This is a genomic window from Pseudomonas shirazensis, from assembly GCF_050496565.1.
GTDB classification, from domain to species: Bacteria; Pseudomonadota; Gammaproteobacteria; order Pseudomonadales; family Pseudomonadaceae; genus Aquipseudomonas; species Aquipseudomonas shirazensis_A.
The window spans coordinates 109,485-135,238 of record NZ_JBNWAE010000014.1 but is presented as its reverse complement, the minus strand read 5'-3'; the positions used below and the strand labels follow the sequence as shown (position 1 = coordinate 135,238).

At 61.7% G+C, this 25,754-nt stretch carries 24 protein-coding genes; 11 read left to right on the top strand and 13 right to left on the bottom strand.

The features are described 5' to 3' along the window. Window positions 1–150 precede the first annotated feature (150 nt). The 3 genes from can to ACQZ2L_RS19775 are packed head-to-tail and all read right to left on the bottom strand — an operon-like array spanning window position 151 to window position 2,075. Window positions 151–789, bottom strand: a complete 639-nt coding sequence (gene can / locus ACQZ2L_RS19785; protein WP_430327482.1) for a carbonate dehydratase — start codon at window positions 787–789, stop codon at window positions 151–153. 51 nt (window positions 790–840) lie between these two features. Further along, window positions 841–1,296, bottom strand: a complete 456-nt coding sequence (rimI, locus tag ACQZ2L_RS19780) for a ribosomal protein S18-alanine N-acetyltransferase (RefSeq protein WP_430327481.1) — start codon at window positions 1,294–1,296, stop codon at window positions 841–843. Beyond that, window positions 1,293–2,075: an energy transducer TonB gene (locus tag ACQZ2L_RS19775; protein WP_430327480.1), complete on the bottom strand. Its 783-nt coding sequence runs from the start codon at window positions 2,073–2,075 to the stop codon at window positions 1,293–1,295. The genes rimI and ACQZ2L_RS19775 overlap by 4 nt, the downstream gene beginning before the upstream one ends. A gap of 211 nt (window positions 2,076–2,286) precedes the next feature. Between ACQZ2L_RS19775 and mksB the strand changes: the two genes are divergently transcribed. From mksB to mksF, 3 genes are read left to right on the top strand one after another with little or no spacing between them, the layout of a single operon-like run. Further along, a complete protein-coding gene (gene mksB, locus ACQZ2L_RS19770; RefSeq protein ID WP_181089112.1) occupies window positions 2,287–3,555 on the top strand; it encodes an Mks condensin complex protein MksB in 1,269 nt (422 codons plus the stop codon). Beyond that, window positions 3,545–4,252, top strand: coding sequence for an Mks condensin complex protein MksE (gene mksE / locus ACQZ2L_RS19765; protein ID WP_430327479.1), 708 nt, complete (start codon window positions 3,545–3,547; stop codon window positions 4,250–4,252). The genes mksB and mksE overlap by 11 nt, the downstream gene beginning before the upstream one ends. Beyond that, on the top strand, window positions 4,249–7,080 hold the full coding sequence (gene mksF / locus ACQZ2L_RS19760; protein WP_430327478.1) for an Mks condensin complex protein MksF: 2,832 nt from the start codon (window positions 4,249–4,251) through the stop codon (window positions 7,078–7,080). The genes mksE and mksF overlap by 4 nt, the downstream gene beginning before the upstream one ends. A 151-nt stretch (window positions 7,081–7,231) precedes the next feature. On the opposite strand, the gene ACQZ2L_RS19755 is transcribed toward mksF, so the two are convergent. The 5 genes from ACQZ2L_RS19755 to rplU form a co-directional block, all read right to left on the bottom strand. Then, window positions 7,232–7,693 (bottom strand): CreA family protein, encoded by a 462-nt coding sequence (locus ACQZ2L_RS19755; protein WP_430327477.1) that lies wholly within the window; start codon window positions 7,691–7,693, stop codon window positions 7,232–7,234. Between the two features lie 4 nt (window positions 7,694–7,697). Then, window positions 7,698–8,816 (bottom strand): glutamate 5-kinase, encoded by a 1,119-nt coding sequence (gene proB / locus ACQZ2L_RS19750; RefSeq protein WP_430327486.1) that lies wholly within the window; start codon window positions 8,814–8,816, stop codon window positions 7,698–7,700. Between the two features lie 75 nt (window positions 8,817–8,891). Further along, window positions 8,892–10,118, bottom strand: a complete 1,227-nt coding sequence (cgtA, locus tag ACQZ2L_RS19745) for an Obg family GTPase CgtA (protein ID WP_101316404.1) — start codon at window positions 10,116–10,118, stop codon at window positions 8,892–8,894. A gap of 186 nt (window positions 10,119–10,304) precedes the next feature. Beyond that, on the bottom strand, window positions 10,305–10,562 hold the full coding sequence (rpmA, locus tag ACQZ2L_RS19740; RefSeq protein WP_101316402.1) for a 50S ribosomal protein L27: 258 nt from the start codon (window positions 10,560–10,562) through the stop codon (window positions 10,305–10,307). A gap of 38 nt (window positions 10,563–10,600) precedes the next feature. After that, window positions 10,601–10,915 carry a 50S ribosomal protein L21 gene (rplU, locus tag ACQZ2L_RS19735; RefSeq protein WP_101316400.1) on the bottom strand — a complete coding sequence of 105 codons (315 nt, stop codon included), beginning with the start codon at window positions 10,913–10,915 and terminating at the stop codon, window positions 10,601–10,603. Between the two features lie 245 nt (window positions 10,916–11,160). Between rplU and ACQZ2L_RS19730 the strand changes: the two genes are divergently transcribed. The 3 genes from ACQZ2L_RS19730 (at window position 11,161) to ACQZ2L_RS19720 (ending at window position 13,117) form a co-directional block, all read left to right on the top strand. Next, on the top strand, window positions 11,161–12,129 hold the full coding sequence (locus ACQZ2L_RS19730; protein ID WP_103436007.1) for a polyprenyl synthetase family protein: 969 nt from the start codon (window positions 11,161–11,163) through the stop codon (window positions 12,127–12,129). Between the two features lie 252 nt (window positions 12,130–12,381). Next, a complete protein-coding gene (locus ACQZ2L_RS19725; RefSeq protein ID WP_430327476.1) occupies window positions 12,382–12,723 on the top strand; it encodes a zinc ribbon domain-containing protein YjdM in 342 nt (113 codons plus the stop codon). Between the two features lie 148 nt (window positions 12,724–12,871). Further along, on the top strand, window positions 12,872–13,117 hold the full coding sequence (locus ACQZ2L_RS19720; protein ID WP_101316394.1) for a PA4570 family protein: 246 nt from the start codon (window positions 12,872–12,874) through the stop codon (window positions 13,115–13,117). A gap of 56 nt (window positions 13,118–13,173) precedes the next feature. Here ACQZ2L_RS19720 and ACQZ2L_RS19715 read toward each other — a convergent pair whose 3' ends face one another. From ACQZ2L_RS19715 to ACQZ2L_RS19700, 4 genes are all read right to left on the bottom strand, one after another. Further along, a complete protein-coding gene (locus tag ACQZ2L_RS19715) occupies window positions 13,174–13,791 on the bottom strand; it encodes an FKBP-type peptidyl-prolyl cis-trans isomerase (protein WP_430327475.1) in 618 nt (205 codons plus the stop codon). A gap of 173 nt (window positions 13,792–13,964) precedes the next feature. Then, entirely contained in the window at window positions 13,965–14,453 is a 489-nt protein-coding gene (locus ACQZ2L_RS19710; protein ID WP_101316390.1) for a TIGR00645 family protein, read from the bottom strand. A 114-nt stretch (window positions 14,454–14,567) separates the two neighbouring features. After that, the gene (locus ACQZ2L_RS19705) at window positions 14,568–14,906 is read right to left on the bottom strand and encodes a hypothetical protein (RefSeq protein ID WP_101316388.1); all 339 of its coding nucleotides are present in this window, start codon (window positions 14,904–14,906) and stop codon (window positions 14,568–14,570) included. 162 nt (window positions 14,907–15,068) lie between these two features. Further along, window positions 15,069–17,507 (bottom strand): Lon protease family protein, encoded by a 2,439-nt coding sequence (locus tag ACQZ2L_RS19700; protein WP_430327474.1) that lies wholly within the window; start codon window positions 17,505–17,507, stop codon window positions 15,069–15,071. 255 nt (window positions 17,508–17,762) lie between these two features. Between ACQZ2L_RS19700 and ACQZ2L_RS19695 the strand changes: the two genes are divergently transcribed. The 5 genes from ACQZ2L_RS19695 to ACQZ2L_RS19675 all read left to right on the top strand — a co-directional run bounded on the left by ACQZ2L_RS19695 (window position 17,763) and on the right by ACQZ2L_RS19675 (window position 24,243). Further along, on the top strand, window positions 17,763–18,251 hold the full coding sequence (locus ACQZ2L_RS19695; protein WP_103436003.1) for a DUF3015 domain-containing protein: 489 nt from the start codon (window positions 17,763–17,765) through the stop codon (window positions 18,249–18,251). A gap of 76 nt (window positions 18,252–18,327) precedes the next feature. Next, on the top strand, window positions 18,328–20,181 hold the full coding sequence (locus ACQZ2L_RS19690) for a DUF4105 domain-containing protein (RefSeq protein WP_430327473.1): 1,854 nt from the start codon (window positions 18,328–18,330) through the stop codon (window positions 20,179–20,181). A gap of 133 nt (window positions 20,182–20,314) precedes the next feature. Then, window positions 20,315–20,671 (top strand): hypothetical protein, encoded by a 357-nt coding sequence (locus tag ACQZ2L_RS19685; protein WP_430327472.1) that lies wholly within the window; start codon window positions 20,315–20,317, stop codon window positions 20,669–20,671. A gap of 148 nt (window positions 20,672–20,819) precedes the next feature. Beyond that, a complete protein-coding gene (locus ACQZ2L_RS19680; protein WP_430327471.1) occupies window positions 20,820–23,534 on the top strand; it encodes a hypothetical protein in 2,715 nt (904 codons plus the stop codon). 208 nt (window positions 23,535–23,742) lie between these two features. After that, window positions 23,743–24,243, top strand: coding sequence for a GreA/GreB family elongation factor (locus ACQZ2L_RS19675; protein WP_430327470.1), 501 nt, complete (start codon window positions 23,743–23,745; stop codon window positions 24,241–24,243). Between the two features lie 146 nt (window positions 24,244–24,389). Here ACQZ2L_RS19675 and gdhA read toward each other — a convergent pair whose 3' ends face one another. Next, window positions 24,390–25,730 carry an NADP-specific glutamate dehydrogenase gene (gdhA, locus tag ACQZ2L_RS19670; protein WP_101316375.1) on the bottom strand — a complete coding sequence of 447 codons (1,341 nt, stop codon included), beginning with the start codon at window positions 25,728–25,730 and terminating at the stop codon, window positions 24,390–24,392. Window positions 25,731–25,754: the final 24 nt, after the last annotated feature.

Sequence of the window (25,754 nt, the reverse complement as noted above, 5' to 3'; positions counted from 1 at the left end):
TTTGCAGCGCCACCATAACCTGTGGGAGCGGGTTCACCGGGACGCCGGACCGCCGCGAAGGGCTGCGCAGCGGCCCCAATACGATGAGGTCATTAAAAACACCCGCTCAGCGGAGCTCGTTGGCGGCCACCCACTGGCTTTGAGTTAAGCCTACTCCTGCGGGCGCAGGCGGTATTGCGGCGGCAACTGGGCAAAGCCGCTGATGGTGGTGTCCAGGCTCTTCCAGCGGCCATCCTTGATGCCATAGATGCAACCATGGATCGACAGTTCCTGACCGCGATGCCAGGCGTTCTGGATGATGCTGGTGTGGGCAACGTTGGCCACCTGCTGGATCACGTTCAGCTCGCACATGCGGTCGACCCGCGCCTCGTCGGTGTCGAGCGTGGCCAGCTCGCCGCGTTTTTCGTAGTAGAGGTCACGAATCGAGCGCAGCCAGCCGTCGATCAGGCCCAGCTGGCGGTCCTGCATGGCTGCGCGCACACCGCCGCAGCCATAGTGGCCGGTGACCAGGATGTGTTTGACCTTGAGCACTTCGACCGCGTACTGGATCACCGACAGGCAATTAAGGTCGGTGTGCAGCACCACGTTGGCGACGTTGCGGTGGACGAACAGATCGCCCGGCAGCATGCCGACGATCTCGTTGGCCGGCACGCGCGCGTCGGAGCAGCCGATCCAGAGAAACTCCGGAGTCTGCTGGCGGGCCAGCTTGGCGAAGAAGTCCGGGTCACGCTGGGTGATCGCGTCAGCCCAGCGCTCGTTGTTGTCGATCAGTTCCTGCAGGTCGTGCATGGTCTTGCCTCATCAGGTTATGCCTGTGTGACTGGACCTGACGGCGCAAGGTCACTCGTCGAACAGGGTGCAGGCCATCACCAGGGCATCCTCGCGGCCACCGGCCATTGGATAATAGTCGCGGCGCCGGCCAATCTCGTTGAAGCCGAAGCGTTCATACAGGCGATAGGCCGACTGGTTGCTCGCGCGCAGCTCGAGGAAGCACTCGCGGCCATTGAGCTTGTAGGCCTCGGCCATGAGTTTTTCCAGCAGGCGCTGGCCCAGGCCGCGGCCCTGGTTTTCCGGTTTGACGGTGATGTTGAGCAGGTGCGCCTCATCGATGATCACGTTGATCACGCCATGGCCCACCTGCTGAGCGCCATCGAACATCAACCAGATCTGGTATGACCTGAGCGCATCGAGAAAAATCCCGCGGGTCCAGGGATGGCTGAACGCGGCGTACTCGATCTTCAGCACGGCATCCAGGTCCGCCTCGGTCATCGGGCGGAAACTGATCGAATCACTCATTCAACGCTCTTCCAGCGCGCCATCAGCTGGCGCATCGCTTGCCAGACGTCCGCCTTGCGCTGCGGCTCGTCCATCAACAGTTCCAGGCCGGGCAGCGCCCAGGCAGTGCCCAGCGCTTCGACCTGCAGTTCTTGGTAGTAGGCCGGTGCTTCGGCCTGGGCGGCAAAGCGCAGCGCCGGCAGGCCGATCAGCCACAGGCAGGTGCAGGGTGATTCTTCCAGGCGCGCCTGGATAAAGCCCTGGACGAAGTCACGCGCGGCGTCCGGGCCCTGGTCCATGTTGCCGCGCACCAGCAGCGGCCAGCGGATCGGCTCGCCGATGATTTGCGGCGCATCCGGCAGGCTGGCGGCGCGGAGCATGTCCTTGAGCAGCAAGTAAGACGGATCGCGGCTCTGGAACGGCTGCCCAGTGGCCAGCTCGACCAGCACCAGGCAGCTGCCGGCGCGCAGCAACTGCAGGGCAAACCGCGGCGGTGGCAGCGGTGCCGGACGGGCCACTGCTGGCGGGGCTTCGTCCTCGACCGCTTTGGCTGCCGGCTTGACGCTGCTCGCCGGGCGCGGAATCTCGATTTTCGGCCGCTCGATATTGCGAGCCTGCGGCGCGACCGGTGCGGCGGCGGGCGCTGGCGCCAGGGCTTCGAATTCGACTTCCTCGACCGGCGCCTGCGGCAGCAGCAGCTCGGGCCGCGACGGCGCGGCGAACGGCAGTTCGGCACGCGGCAGCCAGTGCACCACTTGCATGGCGGACAGGTAAGCGCGGCGGCGGGACTCGATCAGCACAGCACGGTCATCCGGGAAAAGTCAGGCGCGCATTCTAACGCCGTTGACCGCCCCGCGCCGCTACAGGTTGGCGGAAATTTACCCGCAGGCAAAACCCTGAGCCAACTCGGTAAATCCCTGAAGCAATCTCATTACAGACCAAGGGGTGAATTCCTCCCCCCCGGATGCAGTACAATCGCCGGCTTTAATTTGGCAACGAGTCGACCCGCCAATGATCGAACCCAAGCGCGTCCTGCGCGCCCTCGCCGAACACTGGGCATTGATCGAGCCGCTGTGCGAGCGTTTCGACCAGGGCACATTGAGCCTGATCGAACTGCGCCAGCAACTCGGCCGCCAGCAGGTAGAAAGCACCCCGCAGGACATCACCCAGCTGCTCGATGTGTGGATTCGCCTGGATATCCTGGTACCGGTGGCAAAAAGCCCGAACCGCTTCGAGCTGAACGCGCAGATCCACGACTTCCTGGCCTACCTGCGCCGCGAGCACCGGCTCGGCCTGTGCCTGGAAATCGAAGCCTATCTGCGCCATCTGGAGCGCCTGGCCGGGCATATTCAGGACGCCTTCGACAACCGCGACAGCGACGACCTGGCGCGCCAGCTGCGCTTGCTCGACATGCGCGTGCGCGACGTGTTGAAGAAACTCGACAACGACGAGCAGGCGCTGGTCGCCGTGGCTGAACGGGCCAAGACCAGCAACCGGCAGATCCCGCTGCGCCAGCGTTACGCCGAAGTCCTCGCGACCTGGGACGAGTATGTCGAGCCGATGATCCAGCTGGTCAACGCCGACGGCGCCTTCGAGCAAGGCGTGCGCAAGGTCGAGACAGTGCTGCTGCGCCTGCTCGGCGAACAGGCGCGGCTGGGCCATCTGGTCGACGACGACATGCTCCTGCGCACCCACGCGCGCATCCTCGAGATGCAGACCAGCGCCCAGTTGACCTTGCGCCATGCCCGCGAGCTACTGCTGCCGCTGCGTGAAGAAGCGCGCCGGCACAACGCCGTGACCCGTGGCGCGGCGCTGGCCCTGTCGGTGATCCGGCGCAAGGGCATCGATGCCGTGCCGCACGCGGCCATGCCCATGTTCACCCGGCCGCAAAGCACCTTTCTCGGCAGCGCCAGCCAGGTCGAGGCCTACGTCTACGCACTGGCCCGCTTCGAGCCCAAGCCGGCGCGCTTCCCCAAGGCCCACCGCACCGACAAGGGCCCGACGCCACGTGCCCCGCGCACGGTCAAGGAGATGCTCGAACGCTGTGCCAGCGCCCTGCCGCTGCCCGACCTGATGGTCTGGCTGCTGGAGCAGGAGCCCGAAGGCGCCACCGACGAGCTGCTGTACTGGTTCTCGCGCCTGTCGCGCGAGAAGCGCTTCAGCCGCGAGCGCCTCGAACGGCGCGACTACCTCACCGCCGAACACCGGGTGAGCCTGCGCTCCTTCGCCCTGACCGAATCATCGCCTGCATCCACTGCGAGCCCAGCCAATGCATCTTGATCTCTCCGAACTGTCCCAGCTCGCGCCGATCTTCCGCGAGCTGTTCAAAGGTTTCCACGTCAGCCGCCGCGACCCTGAGCTGTATGCCCAGCTGTCGAACTTCCAGGACCAGTACCGCACCCTGTTCAAGGCGCTTGGCTTCGAGCTGGTGTGCGATACCCGAGGTTTCTATTACTTCGTGCCGGAGCTGGCCGCGGCGCAGGTCAACAAGACCGCTCAGCGCCTGTCGCTGTTCACCTTCATCCTGGTCGAGCACCTGGCTGACCAGGGCCGTGACCCGATCGCCGTGCTCGATGGCGGCAGCATCGGCCGTGACGAGCTGCCGTCGCTGCTGGAAAAGTACCGCGACCTGTTCATCCAGGCCGAAGTACAGACCGTCGACGAGCTTGAAGAAAAGATCATGCGCCGCATGACCCAGCTGGGCTTTGCCCATGAAGAAGGCGGCATCTACCGCTTCCTGCCGCCGATGCACCGCTTTATCGATGTGTGCCTGTCGGTGCAACAGGACCGCGACCTGGCAGCGACCCTGCACAGCGCCCTGCCGCTGCCGGTACCGGTGCTGGCCGACGACGACAGCGCCGAGCAACTCGACAGCACCGACGACCCGCTCGACCTCAGCCCGTTTGCCGGCGACGAGAGCGAAGAAGATGCCCTTGCCCGCGCCATCCGCGAAGAGCAACAGGAGATTGACGCATGAGCCAGCAACGCTACGGCATCCGCCGCTTCGCCTTGCTCAACACCGCCGGCTACAGCCTCGGCCTGTTCCCGCTGGAGCACCCGCTGTCGGTCTATGGCGCCAACAACCTGGGTAAGTCGGCGTCGATCAACGCCCTGCAGTTCCCGATTCTGGCGCGCATGTCGGACATGAGCTTCGGCAAGTACAGCCTCGAGCAGTCGCGCCGCTTCTACTTCGCCAGCGACACCAGCTACATCCTCTGCGAGCTGGACCTGCCCCATGGCCCGCACGTGATCGGCGTGGTCGGTCGCGGCCCGGGCGGCGGCTTCGGTCACCAGTTCTTTGCCTACCAAGGCCAGCTGGACCTGGCTCACTACCAAAAAGACGACACCTGCCTGCGCCAGAAGGAGCTGTTCACCAACCTTGAGCGCAATGGCCTCAAGGCGTACGAATTGAAGCCCGACGAACTGCGCCGGTTGTTGGTCGGTGGCCATACTTCGGTGCCACTGGACCTGACCCTGATCCCGCTGCGCTCGACCAGCGAGCAGAGCCTGAAGACCTTCCGCGCCCTGTTCATCAACCTGCTGCACATGCGCGAGATCACGGCGGCCAAGCTCAAGCAGCTGTTCCTAGATGCCTTCGAGCACAGCCTGCGTTCGGGCAGCGTCGACTACATCGCCGCCTGCGAAGAAGCCTTCCGCGACGTACGCCGCATGGAAGGCGACTATAACGCGCTGGTCGCCGCCGGGCCGTTGGTCGAAGCCCTGGCCGGTGGCGTCGCCCAGCGCGACATCCTGCGCGGCAAGCTGCATCGCCTGTCGCCGCTGCTGGATAACCTGCTCGGCACCTGGCAGGAATACGCCATGGCGCGCAAAGAAGAGCTGGTGATCCAGTCCGAGCACTACCGCGGCGAGCAGGACCGCCTGCAGAACGACCAACGCGGCGGTACTCAGGAGCTGATGCGCCTGGAGCGCGAGATCAGCGGTATCCAGCGCTGGCTGGGCGAGCTGTCGGTGCTCAAGCATCGCTTTGCCTTGGTTGATGATGTGCGCGTCCTCGAGCAGCAGTTGCTTGCCGCCAAGGATGCCCACGACGAACTTGCCGGCGCCCTCGCGCAATCTCGGCAGTTCTCCGCAGAAGACCTCGACGAGCGCGTGCGTGACCTGGAGAAGCGGGTCAAGGTGGTCAAGCAGCAGCTCGATCATGCCGACAACAACAGCTACGCACGCCTGCGTGAAGAGTTCTCGCAAGGCGATGTCGACCGCCTGATGCGCCTGTTCAACGGTGCGCTGTTCAGCCTGCCGCTGGGCGAGCGCGGCATCGAACTGGATGACAGCGACCTCTGGGTCAAGTCACTGGAAGCGGTGCTCGACAGCTTCAGGGGCGAGCGTTTCGAAGCCCCGGGCCTGTCCATCGACCTCTCGCACATCGAGCCGCCGGCGTTGCAAGCGTTGGCTGACCGCGCCGCCCTGCGCGACCAGAAGGATCGTCTGGACCGCGAGCTCAAGCAGCTCAAGACCCAGCAGGCGGTCGCCGCCGACCGCACCGCCAGCAAGGCCCAGACCGAAGCCCTGTACCAGCAGGTACTGGATGCGCAAAAGGCCCTGGAAGACTTCCGCCGCAGCGAAACCCTGGCCGCCGAAGAGCCAGAGAAGCTTGAGCAACTGGCCCAGCTGGAAGCGGCCCAGGACGAGCTCAAGCGCTCCAGCGACGCCTTCACCGAGCGCGTCCAGCAACTGTCGGCCAAGCTGCAACTGGTCGGCCGCCAACTGGCCGACCTCGAAGCCAAGCAGCGCACCCTCGAAGACGCCCTGCGCCGCCGTCAGCTGCTGCCCAACGACATGCCGTTCGGCACGCCGTTCATGGAAGCCGTGGACGACTCGATGGACAACCTGCTGCCGCTGCTCAACGACTATCAGGACAGCTGGCAGGCGCTGCAACGGGCCGACAATCAGATCGAGGCGCTGTATGCCCAGGTACGCCTCAAAGGCGTGGCCAAGTTCGACAGCGAAGACGACATGGAGCGCCGTCTGCAGCTGCTGATCAACGCCTACTCGCACCGCACCGAAGAAGCCCTGACCCTGGCCAAGGCGCGCCGCGCCGCGGTTACCGACATCGCCCGAACCCTGCGCAACATCCGCAGCGACTACGACAGCCTGGAGCACCAGCTGGCGCTGTTCAACCGCGAGATCAACAAGCGCCAGGTGTCCAACCTGGAAAGCTTCCGGGTGGTGCTGGCGCCGAACAAGGAAGCGCTCAAGCACATCGACCAGATCATCCACAGCGCTGGCCAGTACGAAGAAGGCGAAACCCTGTCGGTGTTCGACCTGACGCAGAGCAGCGACCAGGATCACAAGAACGAAGAGGCCAAGGAGTACCTGGCCCGGCTGGTGGCAGCCAACCACAACCAACTGGGCCTCAAGGACCTGTTCGAGCTGGCGTTCGAGATCACCAAGATCAACAGCCAGCCGGTGATCCACGCCGACATCGATGGCGCTGCCTCCAACGGCACCACCATGACCATCAAGGCGCTGACCAACATGTACTTGTTGCTGCACCTGATGGACCGCGACCTGGCCGGGCGCATTCGCCTGCCGTACTACCTCGATGAGGCGGCCGACATCGACGAACGCAACCAGGCTGCATTGCTCGAGACCAGCCAGCAGTTGGGCTTTGTGCCGATTCTGGCCAGCGTCAAGCCGCAGGTGTCGGCGCACGTGGCGATCGATCTGGAAGGTGGTAGCGGGCCGAATGGCATCTACATCGACGAATCGGACTGGAAGTACATCAGCCGGATCGATGCAGAGAAGGCGATCGCGCGTGAGGATGTGGCCGAAGAGTTGGCTTGATCTGCGGTAACGGGGGCCGCTGCGCGGCCCAATCGCGACACAAGGCCGCTCCTACAGGGGCCGCGCCCGGCCTGTTCGGCGCGGTCCCTGTAGGAGCGGCCTTGTGTCGCGATTGGGCTGCAAAGCAGCCCCAATACACCGTTTCAGGCTATCACTGCGCCCAAGGCAAAATCGGAATCGCCGTCACCGCATTCTGCGGACTACCTTCGATCATGCGGTCGCTATACACCAGGTACACCAGCGTATTGCGCTTCTTGTCGAGAAAACGCACCACCTGCATGGTCTTGAACACCAGCGAGGTGCGCTCTTTGAACACCTCGTCACCGTCCTTGAGCTCACCCTTGAAGTTGATCGGGCCCACCTGACGGCAAGCGATCGAGGCTTCTGCACGGTCTTCTGCCAGGCCCAGGCCACCCTTGACGCCGCCAGTCTTGGCCCGCGACAGATAACAGGTCACACCCTCAACCTTTGGGTCATCGAACGCCTCGACGACAATCCGGTCATTCGGCCCGACAAACTTGAACACGGTCGAGACCTGGCCGATTTCTTCAGCGCCCGCGACCATCGGCAGCATCAACGCCGCCACGCCAAACAGCTTTTTCAGCACAGTCATCCCCTTACACCAGAACCAGGTTGTCGCGGTGCACCAGCTCGGGCTCCGCACTGTAGCCAAGCAACGCTTCGATTGCATCGGACGGTTGGCCGATGATCTTCTGCGCTTCCAAGGCACTGTAGTTGGCCAGTCCGCGGGCCACTTCATGGCCGTCCGGGCCGACGCAGATCACCATCTCGCCGCGACGGAAGCTACCCTGAACGGTCTTGACCCCAACCGGCAGCAGGCTCTTGTTGGCCTGGCGCAGCGCCTGCACGGCACCAGCGTCGAGCACCAGCGTGCCGCGGGTCTGCAGGTGGCCTGCCAGCCACTGCTTGCGCGCCGCGAGCATGCCGCGCTCGGGCGACAGCAGCGTGCCCAGGCGCTCACCGGCCTTGAGCCGATCCAGCACACGCTCGATGCGCCCGCCAATGATGATGGTGTGCGCACCGGAGCGCGCCGCCAGGCGTGCCGCGCGCAGTTTGGTCTGCATGCCGCCGCGGCCCAGCGCACCGCCGGTACTGCCGGCCACGGCGTCGAGCGCCGGGTCGTCGGCGCGCGCTTCAAAGATCAGCTGGGCGTCGGGGTTGTGCCGTGGGTCGGCATCGAACATACCGTCGCGGTCGGTGAGAATCACCAGCAGGTCCGCCTCGACCAGGTTGGCCACCAGCGCTGCAAGGGTGTCGTTGTCGCCGAAACGGATCTCGTCGGTGACCACCGTGTCGTTCTCGTTGATCACCGGCACCACACCCAGATCGACCAGGGTGCGCAGGGTGCTGCGGGCATTCAGGTAACGCTTGCGGTCAGACAGGTCGTCGTGGGTCAGGAGAATCTGCGCGGTGTGCTTGCCGTGCTCACCAAAGCTCGACTCCCACGCCTGCACCAGACGCATCTGGCCCAGCGATGCAGCGGCCTGCAGCTCGTTCATGGCACTCGGTCGCTTGTTCCAGCCAAGCTGGCTCATGCCCGCTGCCACGGCCCCGGAAGAGACCAGCACCAACTCCACCCCTGCTTCCCGCAGGGCCACCATCTGCTCGACCCAAACACCCATGGCACCGCGGTCCAGGCCCTTGCCATCGGCGGTCAGCAGGGCGCTGCCGATCTTCACGACCCAGCGCTTCGCGCCCGTCACCTTGCTTCGCATCTTCATCCAACCCATGTCGATTCGTAGATACTAAAACGCCGCTCCTGAGAGCGGCGTTTAGTGTACTGCAAGCGATCAGTCGCGCACGTAAATGATTTCCGGGCCGTCTTCGTCGTCCTCGAAATCATCATCCCAGACATCGTCTTCGCCAACGCTGTGCACGCTCTTGACGCCGGTGCGGCGCAAGGTACGGGCATCGTCCAGGGCCTGCAACTGAGCACGCGCTTCGTCTTCGATGCGCTGATCGAGGCTGGCCAGTTGCGCGGCGTAGGCTGGGTCGGCGGCCAGGCGGTCGGCGCGGTCTTCGAGGTAGCGCATGATGTCGCGGCTGAGGGCTTCGGTGCCCTGCTTGGAGATTGCCGAGATCACGTAGACCGGGCCCTTCCATTGCAGGCGCTCGACCACTTCCTTGACCCGCTCGTCACGCTCGTCGTCCATCAGCATGTCCGACTTGTTCAGCACCAGCCAGCGCTCACGCTCGGCCAGCGACGGGCTGAAGCGGGTCAGCTCGTTGACGATGACTTCGGCAGCGTCTGCCGAGTTGGTCTCGTCCAGCGGCGCCAGGTCAACCAGGTGCAGCAGGATGCGAGTACGCGCCAGGTGCTTGAGGAAGCGAATACCCAGGCCGGCACCTTCCGAGGCGCCTTCGATCAGGCCGGGGATGTCGGCGATGACGAAGCTCTTCCAGCGGTCGACGCTGACCACGCCCAGGTTTGGCACCAGGGTGGTGAACGGGTAGTCGGCGACTTTTGGCTTGGCGGCCGATACCGAACGGATGAAGGTACTTTTGCCAGCGTTGGGCAAGCCGAGCAGGCCCACGTCAGCGAGGACTTTCATTTCCAGTTTCAGGTCGCGCTGATCACCCGGCTTGCCTGGGGTGGTCTGGCGTGGCGCACGGTTGGTGCTGGACTTGAAACGGGTGTTGCCCAGGCCGTGCCAGCCGCCCTGGGCGACCATCAGCTTCTGTCCGGCCTTGACCAGGTCGCCGATCACTTCCTGGGTCGAGGCGTCGATCACGGTGGTGCCGACCGGCACCCGCAGGATCATGTCTTCGCCCTTCTTGCCGGTGCAGTCGGTGCTGCCGCCGTTGGCGCCGCGCTGGGCGTCGAAGTGACGGGTGTAGCGATAGTCGACCAGGGTGTTGAGGTTTTCGTCGGCAATCATGTACACCGAGCCACCGTCGCCGCCATCACCACCGTTGGGGCCACCGTTCTCGATGAACTTCTCGCGGCGGAAGCTCATGCAACCGTTACCGCCATCACCGGCTTTGACCCGGATCGATACTTCGTCAACAAACTTCATAGAAACCGCCTCTCGTCAGCAGACGAGTTGAAATGACTCAAAAACATGAGGCTCTTGCAAAAATGAGCGCGGCGACCCCGAGACGCAGAGACCGACGCCGGCAGCCCAGACAAACAGCTTTGCAAGAGGCTCACCACAAACGAAAAAGCCCCGTCGCGTGACGGGGCTTCTCCAGCGACAGCGCGATTAGCCCGCGACGACGCTCACGTAACGGCGGTTGAATTCGCCTTTCTTCTCGAACTTGATCACGCCTTCGATCTTGGCGAACAAGGTGTGATCCTTGCCCATGCCAACGCCGTAGCCGGCGTGGAACTGGGTGCCACGCTGACGGACGATGATGTTGCCGGCCTTGATGACCTGGCCGCCATACATCTTCACGCCAAGGCGTTTCGATTCTGAGTCGCGACCGTTACGAGTACTACCACCAGCCTTCTTGTGAGCCATGGTTCAATTCTCCAAATAAATTCAGGGGATCTAGGAAATTAAGCCTGGATGCCGGTGATTTTGATCTCGGTGAACCACTGGCGGTGGCCCATACGCTTCATGTGGTGCTTACGACGACGGAACTTGATGATGCGAACCTTGTCGTGACGGCCTTGCGAGATGACCTCGGCAACCACGGTAGCGCCAGCAACAACTGGAGCACCGATGGTGACTGCGTCGCCATTGGCAACCAGCAGGACGCGATCGAAGGTCACGGATTCGCCAGTGGCGATTTCCAGTTTCTCGATCTTCAGGTATTCACCTTCAGCGACTTTGTACTGCTTGCCGCCGGTAACAATTACTGCGTAAGACATGGTATTTCTCCGATAATCCTGCTCACCCAGCTCTTTATATATTGAGTATTGGCTGGCATGGCTGCACAAGGCTGGAACGGCCCGGCGCAATTGCGTAAGGCAGGTGCTGCCCAGGAAAGTTAGGGTGCGCGATTGTACGCAACCCAGGATGGCCTTGCAAGTCCCGCCCAGGCAGGGCAGGCAGCGTGCCTTGACACACCGGTACCCGCGACCTAGCATGCCGCGCAACCCCAATGGAGCAGCCGATGCAACCCCAAACCTTCTACCGCGCGGTAGCTGATGATTTCAGCGCCGTCGACGAGATCATCAAGAAGCAGCTGACCTCGCGCGTGCCGCTGGTATCGAAGATCGGCGACTATATCACGTCGGCCGGCGGCAAACGCCTGCGGCCCTTGCTGGTACTGCTCTGCGGCAAGGCGCTGGGTCGCGAAAGCGACGACCTGCGCCTGCTGGCAGCGACCATCGAGTTCCTCCACACCGCCACCCTGCTGCACGACGACGTGGTCGACATGTCCGGCATGCGCCGTGGCCGCTCCACCGCCAACGCGCTGTGGGGCAACGCGCCGAGCGTGCTGGTGGGCGACTTCCTATATTCGCGCTCGTTCGAAATGATGGTCGAACTGGGCTCGATGTCGGTCATGCAGATCCTCGCCAAGGCCACTCGCGTGATCGCCGAAGGCGAAGTGCTGCAGCTGTCGCGGGTGCGTGATGCGAGCACCAGCGAAGAGGTATACATGGAAGTCATCCGCGGCAAGACCGCGATGCTCTTCGAAGCCTCGACCCACAGCGCCGCTGCGCTGGCCGGTGCCAGCGACGAGCAACGTGAAGCGCTGCGCACCTTTGGTGATCACCTTGGCGTGGCCTTCCAGCTGGTCGACGACCTGCTCGACTATCAGGGCGACTCGGAGACCCTGGGCAAGAACGTCGGCGACGATCTGGCCGAAGGCAAGCCGACCCTGCCGTTGATCTACACCATGCGTGAAGGCTCGCCCGAGCAGGCCGCACTGGTGCGCAAGGCGATCCAGAAGGGTGGCCTGGAAGACCTCGAGCAGATCCGCGCTGCCGTACAGGACTCCGGCGCCCTCGCCTACACCGCGCAGATGGCCCGTGACTACGTCGCCCGCGCCATCGCCTGCCTGGAAGTACTGCCCGCCAGCGAGTACCGCGATGCACTGGTCGAGCTCAGCGAGTTTGCGGTAGCCCGTACTCACTAAGCAGTACGCCGCGCTTTTGTAGGAGCGGCCTTGTGTCGCGAAAGGCCAGCACAGCTGGCCCGCGGATATCGGCTGCGAAGCTGCAATAGCCGGGGCCGCTACGCGCCCCTTTCCGACCGGTCCGGCGCTCCGGCAAGGCCGCTCCTACACCGACCGCGCCAACCCAGGTTGATACGAAAGAATCTCATCGCCCCGCTCGCCGGCAAAACCTTATACAATGTAGGCTTTTCCAGCCCTGCCAAAGGACCCGTAGTGAGCACTCTGCCTGCCTGCCCCAAATGCAATTCCGAATACACCTACGAAGACGGCACCCAGCTGATCTGCCCTGAATGCGCCCACGAATGGTCGGCCAGCGGCGATGCCGAAGCGGCCAACGATGACGTGGTGAAGAAGGATTCGGTCGGTAACGTCCTGCAGGACGGCGACACCATCACCGTGATCAAGGACCTCAAGGTCAAGAGCACCTCGCTGGTGGTCAAGGTCGGCACCAAGGTCAAGAACATCCGCCTGTGCGACGGTGACCATGACATCGACTGCAAGATCGACGGCATCGGCCCGATGAAGCTCAAGTCCGAGTTCGTGCGCAAGGTCTGACTTGCTCTGGTCTGGGGCTGCCCTCGGTGGCCCCGACAGATCCTGCAACAGGATCGACCGATCCATTGGCGAAAAAAACCAATAGTTACTTGCTATTTTGATAATAAGAATTATTCTCATTGGAAACCGCTATCCAAGGAGAGTAGCCATGACTTATCTGATCGACGCCTGGCTGGACCGCCCCCATCCCTACCTGAGAATTCTCCACCGCGAGACCGGTGAAGTGTGCGCGGTACTTGAACAGGACGCCCTCAACGAGCTACGCGACCAGGGTGACCTGGACCTGCATGGGCTTAATTCAAGTGAACCGGTGGTGCTCAAGGAGCTGGTGCGTAATTTGTTTCTGTTCTGCTATGCACGGGCATTGCGCCCTGGCGGGACTGACTGGAACTGAGAATTACTGGAACTGAAGGTCAAGCGAAAGGGCCGCACCAGGCGGCCCAGACAGTGTTACAAAACGTCGAGCAGCTCGACGTCGAACACCAGCACGCTGTGCGGCGGGATGCTGCCAACGCCCTGAGCGCCGTAAGCCAGCTCACTCGGCACGTACAGGCGCCATTTGCTGCCGGCATTCATCAGCTGCAGAGCTTCGGTCCAGCCAGCGATCACGCCGCCAACCGGGAATTCAGCAGGCTGACCACGATCGTAGGAGCTGTCGAAGACATTTCCGTCGATCAGGGTGCCGTGGTAGTGAACGCGCACAGTGTCGTCGCGGCTTGGCTTGGCGCCTTCGCCAGCGGTCAGTACTTCGAACTGCAGGCCCGAAGCCAGGGTGGTGATGCCTTCGCGCTTGGCGTTTTCAGCCAGGAACTCGACGCCCACTGCAGCAGCGACTTCAGCCTTGGCAGCGGCTTCTGCTTGCATGATGTCGCGGATGGTCTTGAACGCAGCCGACAGGTCGGCCTCGTTGACGCGGCTTTCAACGCCATTGAAGGCGTCGGTCAGGCCGGCGACGATGGCTTCCAGGCTGACGCCTGGTGGTGGGTTGTCACGCAGCTGACCGCCGAGCTGACGGCCAATGCCGTAGCTGACGCGGGTTTCGTCGGTGGACAGAATGAGTTCGGACATTGACTGGCTCCGCAGCAGGGCGCAGTGCAGCCGCGCCCTTGATCAAAAGGGCGAGCAGCCTAGCACACTGCGGCGCAGCAGATCAGCTACCGGGCCACTGCGCAGCGCAGATACACAACCGCCCGGCCGTTGGGCAACGGTCGGGCGGCGTGGGCAATGCGGCAGAGCAGTGCTTAGTGCTTGGTCAGCTTGTCCAGGTAACCCATGACAAATGCCGAAATGACGAAGGTCATGTGGATGATCACGTACCACATCAGCTTGTCGGTGGAGATGTTCTGCGCGTCCATGAATACCCGCAGCAGGTGAATCGAAGAAATTGCCACGATCGACGCGGCAACCTTCATCTTCAGCGAGGTCGAGTCCATCTTGCCCAGCCAGCTGAGCTTTTCCTTGCTGTCGTCGATGTCCAGCTGCGAGACGAAATTCTCGTAACCGGAGATCATCACCATCACCAGCAGGCCGCCAACCAGCGACATGTCGATCAGCGACAGGATGACCAGGATCAGGTCGGCCTCGCTGAGGGCGAACACGTTGGGCAGTACATGCAGGACTTCTTGAAAGAACTTCAGCGCCAGCGCCAGCAGGCCAAGCGACAGGCCGAAGTAGATCGGGGCAAGCAACCAACGCGATGCGTACATCGCGTTCTCGAGAAAACGTTCCATGGAGGATAAAACTCGTCAGGTGAGCGGAAAGCGATCGCGAGTATAGCCAGCCGCCTGTGACAGCAAAAGCCTGCGGTCGCTTGCCGCAGGATACAAATCGATCAAGCGGACGGGTCAGGTTTCAGGATGAAACTGATAGTCGCCCAGATTGCGGCAGCGTTCACCGTTGATCTTGCGCAGCTGCCCTTGCAGGTGCACACACCAGATCTGCGGGTCTTCAGCGACGTGATACCCGTGCAGGGTCAGGCTGTCGACGATCGCATTGAGCACCGATTCAGCCACCAGCGGCCCATGAAACGGCCCCTGCGCCTTGATTGCGGACGGTTGCTCACCGGCCATGCCGGCCGCAAACAGCAGCGTCCACATGCCGTTGTCACCCGACAGCGGGCGAATACTGCATTCGATACGAGTCACCAGGCCAAGGCACTGGCGGGTGAGGCTGAGGTTGCGCATGGCGGCGTCCCCTCTGAGGTAACCAGTTCAGCCAGTCACTGCAGGCTGTTTCCATCCTGAACGCTATTGCTCTCCCTAAGTTCCAGCATAGAAGATCAACGGAAAAAGATGGAAAACCGGCGCCGAACGGTAGCACATTGCCGCCAGCGCCGATTTTTTGACTCAGGCCGGTTTGGCTTGAGCGATCATCTCTTCCATCCGCTCCTTCTCTGCGTCCTTGATGTCTTCCTCGCTGATCATTTCGGCAATCTCGCTGAGCCGCTCGACCACCCGGGCGTTGACACTGCCTTCGGGGAATTCACCGTTCTCATCCGGCGTACCGGCATCGGTGCCAACCAGCAGGCTCAACGCTTCGTCCGCCTGGCTGACCGCGTAGACGTTGAACTGACCCGCCTCCACAGCCTGCAACACACGCTCGTCGAGCATCAACGTGGCGACGTTGGCGCGCGGGATGATAACCCCTTGCTCTCCGGTCAGGCCGCGTGCTTCGCACAGGCGGAAGAAGCCCTCGATCTTCTCGTTGACCCCGCCTACCGCCTGCACCTCGCCAAACTGGTTTATCGAGCCAGTGATGGCGAAACACTGCTTGAGCGGCGTGCGCGACAGCGCCGAGATCAGCGTACAGGCCTCGCCCAGCGACGCACTATCGCCATCGACGTAGCCGTAGGACTGCTCAAGGGCGATGCTCGCCGAGATCGCCAGGGGGAATTCCTGGGCGTAGCGGCTGCCCAGATACCCGGTGAGGATCATCACCCCCTTGGAGTGAATCGGCTGGCCCAGATTGACCTCACGCTCGATGTCGACGATACCGCTGCCACCGGGATACACCGTGGCCGAGATTCGCGCCGGCATGCCGAACGCCGAATCACCCACCTCGAGCACGGTCAGCCCGTTGCACTTGCCGATCGCCGCGCCTTCGGTGTCGATCAGGATGATCCCGGCGAGCATGTCGTCGAGCACCCGCTGCGAGACGCGCCCGGTGCGAGTCGCCTTGGCTTTCAGGGCCCGTTCGATGTGCCCAGCATCCGTCATTTCGCCGTTGGCCAGCTGGCGGATGAAGTCCGCCTCACTGACCAACTGGAACAGATCGCCGATGCGCGCCGACAGGCGCGACTGGTTTTCTGCCAGGCGAGCGCTGTAGGTGGCCAGCCGCGCCACCGCATCGCTGGTCAACGGCGCCATGCCCTCCTCGTTGGTGCGGGTACGCAGCAACTGGGCGAACTGCTCCAGGTTCTCGTCGACCATGGGCATGTCTTCGTCGAAGTCGACCAGCACCCGGAACATCTCCTGGAAGTCCGAATCATGGTCTTGCAGCGCGTAATACAGCTGACGCGAGCCGATGATCACCAGCTTGACGTTGAGCGGGATCATCTGCGGCGCCAGGCTGACCGTGGCCACACGGCCCAACTCACCCAGCGGCGACTCCATCTTCAGCTTGCGCGACTGCAGGGCACGCTTGAGGCCGTCCCAGACGTACGGCTCGCCGAGCATCTTCTCCGCTTCAAGGATCAGGAAACCGCCATTGGCGCGGTGCAAGGCACCCGGGCGCAGTTGGCGATAGGAGGTGTACAACGCGCCCTGATCGGTGCTGTATTCGATGCGCCCGAACAGGTTGTCATAGGTTGGGTGCGGCTCGAATACCACCGGCGCGCCGCCGCTGTTGGGGTGACCGACCATCAGGCTTGGCGCGTAATACTCCTCGAGCATCTTGCGCGCGACCGGGTCGGTCTTGGCGTCATCGACCAGTTCTTCAACCACGGTGCGCAGCAGGTTCAACTGCACCGACTGCAGATAGGCGCAGACTGCTGCGTTTTCAGCGTATTTTTCTGAAAGCGGTGCCAACAGCGGCTGCAGTGCCAGGGTGATGGTTTCTTCGTTGAGCTGGCGCAGCTGGTTGTTCGACTCACGCTTCCATTGCGGCAGGCTGGCGAGCTCTTCGTTGAGGCGCTCTTCGAGCTGTGAGATGTCCTCATGGAAGCGCTCGCGTACTTCGTCCGGCAACTGGGCGAACTCCGCTTCGTCCAGCGCCTTGCCATCGCTCATCGGCGTGAAGGCAACGTTGCTGGCGTCGCGGTACAAGGCCACGTCCTTCTCCAGCGAGGCACGCTCGATAACATCCAGGGCACGATCATAGCGCTGGTTGAAGGCGCGATCGATGGCGCTTTTTTTCTGCTGGTAGGACGGGTGCTCGAACACTGCCGGGAAGGTCGCCAGCAGGTTGTCGATCAAACCGTTCATGTCACTGATGAACTCGCCGGCAGTGCCCGACGGCAGCTCCAGCGCCCGTGGCTCGCGCATGTCCTCGAAGTTGTTGACGTACACCCAGTCAGCCGGCGTCTTCTGCCGCTTGCCCTCGGCGCGCAGGTAGCGTTTGACGAAAGAGAAGCGACCGGTACCCGGCTCGCCCATGACAAACACGTTGTAACCAGGGCGCGGCATGGCCACACCGAATTGCAGGGCCTCGACAGCACGTTCCTGGCCCAGAACGCCGCGAAACGGTTCCAGATCGTCAGTATTGGTGAAAGCGAACTGCTCGGGTGAAAAACGCCGGGTCAGGGCTTCAGGCGCAAGACGCAGGCGCGCAGCGACAGGATCGGGCATTGGGTTTCCTTACTTCGGCGGGGCGATGAAAGCATTCTGGCGCTGCCTTGCCGCACGTTGCAAGGCTCACCGGGACTTTATGTCGCAGCCAACCCCTGGCAATTACTCATGCAATTTTTTGTAATAAGCCACGCAACCTTTGGATCATGCCTAAACTCCAACATTGCGCGGGGTAGCATTATGCTGTTCCGAGCTGGCAAGGAATTGCCAGAACCCCTGACCATTGGTAAGTCTACTAAGAAAGAGAACGAAGCTATGAAACGGATTCTTCTGGGTACTCTGTTCACCGCAATCTCGATCAACGCCATGGCTGACGCACCTGGTGGCCCGAACTGCGGCTGGGGCAACATGCTGTTCGAAGGCCAGCGCGGGACTCCTGCTCACTTCCTGGCTTCCACCACCAACGGTACTTCCGGCAACGCCACCTTCGGCATGACCTCGGGCACCAACGGTTGCTCGACCAAGGCTTCGCTGACCTACGGCGGCAAGTCCTGGTTCGCCATGAACGGCATGATGAACGAGCTTTCCGAAGACATGGCGCAAGGCCAGGGCGAAGCTCTGACCACCTACGCCGTGGTCCTCGGCGTTGCACCTGAAGATCGCGCGCACTTCGCCGCGGTTACCCACCAGCACTTCGGCGAGATCTTCAACAGCGCCGACGCCACTGCTGAAACCGTGCACAACAACACCCTCGCGGTGCTCAAAAGCGACCCGCAACTGGCCAAGTACGCTACCGAGGCTTGAGTCCGGCCCTTCCCGCCCCCTCACCGGGGCGGGACTGGCATCATCATCGGCATCCTTCAAGAAGTAGTTGCCCGACATGCTCAAACGCCTTGCCCTTCTGGCTCTGCTTGGCAGCGCCCAGCTCAATGCTGCACCCCACGTCGACCCTGCACGCCTGCAACAGCTGGCGGCCACGCCCTACTGGATTGCCCTCGGCCACTACGAGACCGGCAAACTGGGCGGTTGGCGCAGTTATGTCGACGATGCCAAATTCTTCCTCGCCGAAGACGGCGGGCACCATCCGGATCGCGAACTCGCGGCCACCGTGCAGGCGCTCTATGCCCCGGCCAGCCTCGGCGACAAGCACGCCCAATGCGTCTACCCCGCGCGCACCCGCTGGCTGCGCGAGCAACTCGACCTGCAGGACCTGCCGCAGCCCGACTGCGCCGAATTCCGCCAGTGGTACCAGTCGGTCGACCCGCACAGCGCGGTGCTGATCTTCCCCGCGGCGTACCTGAACAGCCCGTCGTCGATGTTCGGCCATACCCTGCTGCGCATCGACCAGGCCAAGACCCGCGACGACGACACCACCCTGCTCAGCTACGCGATCAACTTCGGTGCCTACATCGAGGGCAGTGACAACAGCATTCTGTATGCCTGGAAAGGCCTGGCAGGCGGCTACCCCGGGTTGTTCGCGCTGATGCCTTATCAGGAGAAGCTGTCCGAATACCGCAGCCTGGAAAACCGCGATCTATGGGAGTACCAGCTGGACCTGACGCCAACCGAAACCGGGCGCATGGTCGAGCACGTGTGGGAACTCAAGCAGGTCCAGTTCGACTATTTCTTCTTTGACGAAAACTGCTCGTATCGCCTGCTAGAACTGCTGCAAGTCGCCCGTCCCGGGCTCGACCTGACCTCGCAGTTCCCGCTGACCGCGATCCCTACCGACACGGTCAAGGCAGTCAAGCAATCCGGGCTGGTTTCCAGTGTGCGCTACCGGCCCTCGCGTGAACGTGAACTGCTGGCCCGCGCAGATTCGCTCGATCATCAGGAAAAGCAGCAAGTGCTGGCCATCAGCGCCGACACTGCGCAGCTGCAAAGCGCTGAATTCAATGCCCTGCCCAAGCCGCGTCAGGCCCTGGTGCAAGACGCTGCCTATCGCCTGGAGCGCTATCGCGCCAACGGCCAGGAACGCGACCCGGCTCAGGCCAGGCGCAGTTTCGAACTGCTGCAGGCAATCAACCGCAACCCACCTGAGCCACTGGAAGTAGAACGCCCTGGCCTGCCTGAAAACGGCCACCAGTCGCGCACCTGGCAGGTTGGCGTCGGCACCCGTGAAGACCGCGCCTTTGCCGAGTACGGCCTGCGCATGGCCTACCATGACCTCAACGACAACGCCTACGGCTTCCCGCTCGGCGCACAGATCGAGATTCTGCAACTCAAGCTGCGCCAGTACGAAGGCAACGACTGGCAGGTGCAGCAACTCGACCTCGCCACCATCCGTTCGCTGACGCCGCGCAACGAGCTGCTCAAGCCTTTGTCCTGGCAGGTTGCCGGTGGCCTTGAGCGGGTGCCGGGCAAACATGACGATGAAGTGCTGGTCAGCCACGTCAACGGCGGCGCCGGCGGCACCTGGCAGTTGGCCGATGGCCTGCTTGGCTTTGCCCTGGGCACGGTGCGGGTCGAACACCACAACGACTTTGCCGAGTTCATCAGCCCGGCTGCAGGCTTCAATGGTGGCCTGCTCTGGCGCAATGGCCTGGGCAACATGACCGTCGAGGCCAAGGGCGATTACTTCACCAATGGCGAAGTGCGCCGCAGCCTCAGCCTCAATCAGCAGTGGGAAATCAGCCAGGACCTGGGCCTGCGCCTGAGCGCCAAGCGTGAATACAGCCACCTGGCCACTGTGCAGAACGAGGTGATGCTCGAGTTGAAGTGGTACCACTACTGATGCAGCCTGCCCCGGTCTGAGCGTACAGAGTTGCGATCAGGCCGGGTGTGGCCGTACAGCAATCCAACACTGTTTTGACATCAGCGCGACAATCCGGCGCCTAGACTTTCCCTATCACCTGGAGGTCTGGCACATGTCGCGGTATTGGCTTGGAATCGGAATAGCATTGTTGCTCACGGGCTGCCAGTCAGCTCACGAGCAGATGATCGAGCACGGCTATCCGCCCGCCTACGCCGATGGTTATGGCGACGGCTGCAGCAGCGGCCGCCAGGCGGCAGGCTTGATGGTCGGGGACTTTCGCAAGAACGTGCCGCGCTATCTTGCCGAGCGCCAGTATGAAACTGGCTGGGACGACGGTTTTCGCCAATGCCAGAGCATGCAGGCCAATCAGGATCTGCGTGATTATCGTGAACGCTACTGGAACGAGCGTGACCGCGACTGGCAGCGGGAAAAGGATCGCGACACTGCGCGGGCCTACCGTCATAACTAGCTGGACCCGACACCAGCGGGCTGACCAGGCCTCCTTTTGACAACTGTTCACGGCCCATACCTAGCAGTTCTGCCAGTTGTCGGCTTATTCCCGTCATCTCTATGTTGTGTCTGCCATGCAGGCAAATCACATAGAGGGAATTAACGCAATGTCCACTAACGCTCAAAGTTTTAACCCTGCCGATGCAGTCGTCGATGAGACCGATGGCAAGGAGATCATGACCGCATTGCTGGCGGCTTATGCAAAATACGGTCAGGACAAATACGGCAAACTGCCCGCCGATAAAGGGCCCCGCCCGTTCATTGAAGGCGCTGTAGTAGGTACCTCAAGCGCAGATCTTGGCATCAACGACGAATTGGTAGCTGACGATGGCGACGGCGTATCGGTGATCGTGCCGCCCTATCCAGGCATGAAAGCGGGTCACACTGTAACGGTGGCATGGAACGACGATTGGTTGACCTCCACAAAAGTGACGAAGCAGAACGAGGGCAGCTACCTGACCTTGCGCGTAGAAGGCAAGAAAGTGCCCAAAGGCAAAGCCACGCTACGATATTTTGTTTTCAATCCCCTCACGGCTGTGCTTGTCTCCGCTGACAGCACCACGTTCTATCGCAATGGACAACCGGGGGTAGAGGGTGAAAAAGGCCGCGGTCAGGCATTGGCTGCCCCGACCGTCGCGCTTCCCACCTCCAACGTAATCGGCCCGGTTGAAGCAAGCGCCAAGGTCAAGGTGACGATCCCTCCGTACCTGAGCATGCATGAGGCAGATCGCATCAGGTTGTTCTGGGGTAATTCGACCGTCGATCATGTGGTGACCAAGGCCGAGGTAGGCAAGCCTATTGTGATCATTGTTGATGAGCAGATGATCAGGCAGGCAGGCGACAGCACCAAGGTGCCGGTTTATTACTACGTTACCGACGAAGTTGGTAATGGGTCGGAGTTGTCCGAAGAAGCCTTCGCCCATGTACAACTGCGCGTCCCGGTAGTGCAAGCTCCGGCACTGCTCGATGCAGAAGGCAAAGCCAACACCACTGGCAAGATCAACATCAGCGAGCTGCAAAGCGACCACGTAGTGGCCCGAATCAACGGTCAATTCCAGGCTGGCGACAGCGTGCTCCTTAACTGGAACGGCACCTCCAGTGCAGGCCAGGAGATCCCTAATAGCTATGGTCCGGAAGTGGTGAGCAAAGCGAGCACCGAACTGACCTTCAAAGTGCCTCTGCATGTAATCGCAGCTCTCAGTGGTGGCAGGATCCGTCTAACCTACACCCTGACCCGCAGCGGTACAGCAACCACCTCTCAGGCAGCCTTCTATGAAATCGCGGGCGCCCCCGCCGATCTGCCAGCACCGACACTCAATAAAGATAAAAACCTCGATTATCAGATCAAAGCCGAGGACGCGGTGGTCCATGTGCTGATCCCGGTTGAAGCACATTTGCAAGAACAGGACGAAGTGATCGTCATGTGGGACGGCAGGACGTCCGATGGCAATTCGGCCCACATGAGCAGCAAGATGATTCGGGTCTCCGCCAAACAAGTTGGCAAGCTACTGCCTATTCGACTGCGCGGACCACAATTCATCAAACCGTTCGATGGCGGTTGGGTAGATATTTACTATGAGGTCAAGCGTGGTAATTATACCTTCTACTCTGAGACCGCCCGGTACTTTGTTGGTGAGCCTGCAGAGACGCTTGCGCCACCGCTAACCGAGTTCCCCCTACCGCGCAACATCCTTGATCCGGATGATCCTTCGTATGAATACAGCGTAGAGATCTTCATTCCGCCCAAGGAGGTTGAACCAACCCCGTGCACGGTCACGCTGTACTGGGAGACCTCTGAAGGCGGCGTCTATGAGGACGATCAGGTACTGCAAGCCGGCGACAAGCCCAGCCCGTTCCTGGTGCCTGCGGAGCATCTGCAGGTAAAAGGCGACAAACCGGTGAAGGTGTGGGTCTACTATGTGGTCGAATGGGCAGACGATGATGTGCCCAATAAAGTGTCTGGCGATCTCATCTTCACCATTGCCACCGCTGAAATGCTGAAAAAACTGAGTGCTGAATTGACTGTTCCTTCAGCTTCGAAAGGAACACTTGATCTCGGAAAAGTGCCTCCGAGCGGTTTGGTGTTGGAAATTCCACACTACAGCGGCATGGCCATCGGCGACAAGATTCATATCAAGTTTGGCGAGGACGTCGTCAAGATTCACACGGTGACAACCTTGGGTAAGCAAACGGTGACTGTGACGCCTGCTGAAATGACGGTTGTGCATGGCAAAAAAGATTCGGTCATGACCTATGAAGTTGAACGTCATCCGTCAGGTGAAAAGTTCAGCTCGCAACCAATTACCTTGAAATTTGAAGGCAGTCTCGCATCTACAACAACGAGCGAGAACTTCGACTCGGTACGTAAATTGACTTGGCTGAGCATTGGCCAGCCGATTGAATTCCCGGGACTTAGCCTTAAACTCGTGTCAGGAATAGCCAATGTACATAGACAGGACGGCAGTCTTTGGGGGCCGTACGCAGGGCAACTTGGCAACGTCCATGCGTATAGTGACGCGGTGGTATCATTCTCGTTGAGGTCTCTTGCGCGCAGCATAACGCTCACCCTCATGAGATTCACCACCCTGTCTGGCACCGTACGATTCTATGATATCAATGACTCTTTAATAGGTACGCTGGATCCCGCCAACCAGACACCGTTCAAAACGGACAAATCGAAAAGAGAAGTTAGTTACTTCATGAAACTTTCCTATACGTCACCTGGCAACCTGATTTCTCGCATCGAGTATCAGGGGCAAAAACACACGTCGGATGCTCCCTTTGATACGAACATCGACGATATCAGCTGGACCCCCACCTGAGCGCAGAGCGGCCTTGAACCTCGGCTGCCCTAAATCCTCAACAAAGCAACTGCCGCCGTGTGAACTGCGGCAGTTTTGCTCTGCCCGCTCTAGTTTATCTGCACACATCAATGCTGCTCGTGCTGATCAATGAATACACTCGCCCTGTTCAGGCATCGACTGAAACGACTGGCTATTGGCTAGGTCCCATCGCAAAGGAGGACCCAGCATGAGCCGAGCATTCGTCAACGAAGACCACGCCGCCGCCCACGTCGAACAGCCGATTGAGCGCCGTGTCAGTGAGCAACCCAACTATGTCACCGCCACAGGCCTGCGCTTGCTGCAGCAGCGCGTCGCTGCGCTGAACGCCCAGCGCGAGCAACTGCTGGCAGAGGGTGACCGCGCCGACAAGCAACAGGTGGCAAACACCGAAAGCGAACTGCGCTATTTCTCCGCGCGCGTGCAGAGCGCACAGGTGGTACCGCCGGCGAGCTCCGCGCAGAAGGTGCAGATTGGCAGCCGCGTGGTGTTTATCGATGAGGATGAGCAACAACACAGCGTGCAGTTGGCCGGCGAGGATCAAGCAGACGCCAGGCAGGGCCTGATCAACTGGGGTTCGCCACTGGGCCGCGCGTTACTGGGCGCAGCACCGGGGGATGAAGTCCTGTGGCTGCGCCCGGCCGGGGACCAGATGATCGTTATTACCGCCATAACGCCAGACGCTGTGTAGGAGCGGCCTTGCCGGGGCGCCGGACCGGTCGGAAAGGGTCGCGTAGTGGCCCCCGGATCTACGCAACGCCGCTGAATTGCTGGGCCCGCTGTGCGGGCCTTTCCGACCGGTCCGGCGCCCCGGCAAGGCCGCTACACGAGCGTATGTCAGACCACGCCTTGCGCCAGCATGGCATCGGCAACCTTGACGAAGCCAGCGATGTTCGCGCCTTTGACGTAGTTGACCTTGCCATCGGCTTCTTCGCCGTAGTGCACACAGGCATGGTGGATCGACTGCATGATGTTGTGCAGCTTGCTGTCCACCTCACCGGCGGTCCACAGCAGGCGCATGGCGTTCTGCGACATTTCCAGGCCGCTGACGGCAACGCCGCCGGCGTTCGAAGCTTTGCCCGGGGCATACAGAATGCCCGCATCGATGAAGATATCCACAGCCTCGAGCGTGGTCGGCATGTTGGCGCCTTCGGCCACACAGATGCAGCCGTTGCGCAGCAGAGTCTGCGCGTCTTCGGCGCCCAGCTCATTCTGGGTTGCGCATGGCAGAGCGATGTCGCAGGCCAGGGTCCATGGCGTCTGGCCCTTGCGGAACTCCAGGCCGAACTGGCTGGCCAGTTCGCTGATACGCCCACGCTTGACGTTCTTCAGCTCCATCAGCGCGTCCCATTGCGCGTCGTTCAGGCCAGCTTCGCAGTACAGCGTGCCTTCGGAGTCGGACAGCGAGATGACCTTGCCGCCCAGGTCCATGACCTTGCGCGCCGCATACTGGGCGACGTTGCCGGAGCCGGAGATGGCTACACGGCGGCCGTCGATACGCAGGCCCTGACGCTTGAGCATTTCTTCAGCGAAGTACACGCAGCCATAGCCGGTCGCTTCCGGGCGGATCAGGCTGCCGCCGTAGGTCATGCCCTTGCCGGTCAGCACCGAGGTGAACTGGTTGGCCAGGCGCTTGTACTGGCCGAACATGAAGCCGATTTCGCGGGCACCCACGCCGATGTCACCGGCCGGCACGTCGCAATCAGCACCAATGTGGCGGTACAGCTCGCTCATGAAGGCCTGACAGAAGCGCATCACTTCAGCGTCGCTCTTGCCCTTTGGATCGAAGTCCGAGCCACCCTTGCCGCCGCCCATGGGCAGCGAGGTCAGCGAGTTCTTGAAGGTCTGCTCGAAGGCGAGAAACTTGAGCACGCTGAGGTTGACCGAGCGATGGAAGCGCAAGCCGCCTTTGTAGGGGCCGATGGCGCTGTTCATCTGGATGCGGTAGCCGCGGTTGACCTGGACCTTGCCCTGATCATCGACCCAGGAGACACGGAACAGGATCGCGCGCTCAGGCTCGACGATGCGCTCGAGAATGCCGGCTTGCAGGTAGTGAGGGTTGGCCTCGAGAAATGGCCACAGGGTACGCAGGACCTCTTCCACTGCCTGGTGGAATTCGGGTTGGCCTGGGTCACGTTGCTGCAGGCGCGCGAGGAAATCGTCGACGGATTCGATCATGCTAGACATCTCACCAAGAGAGGA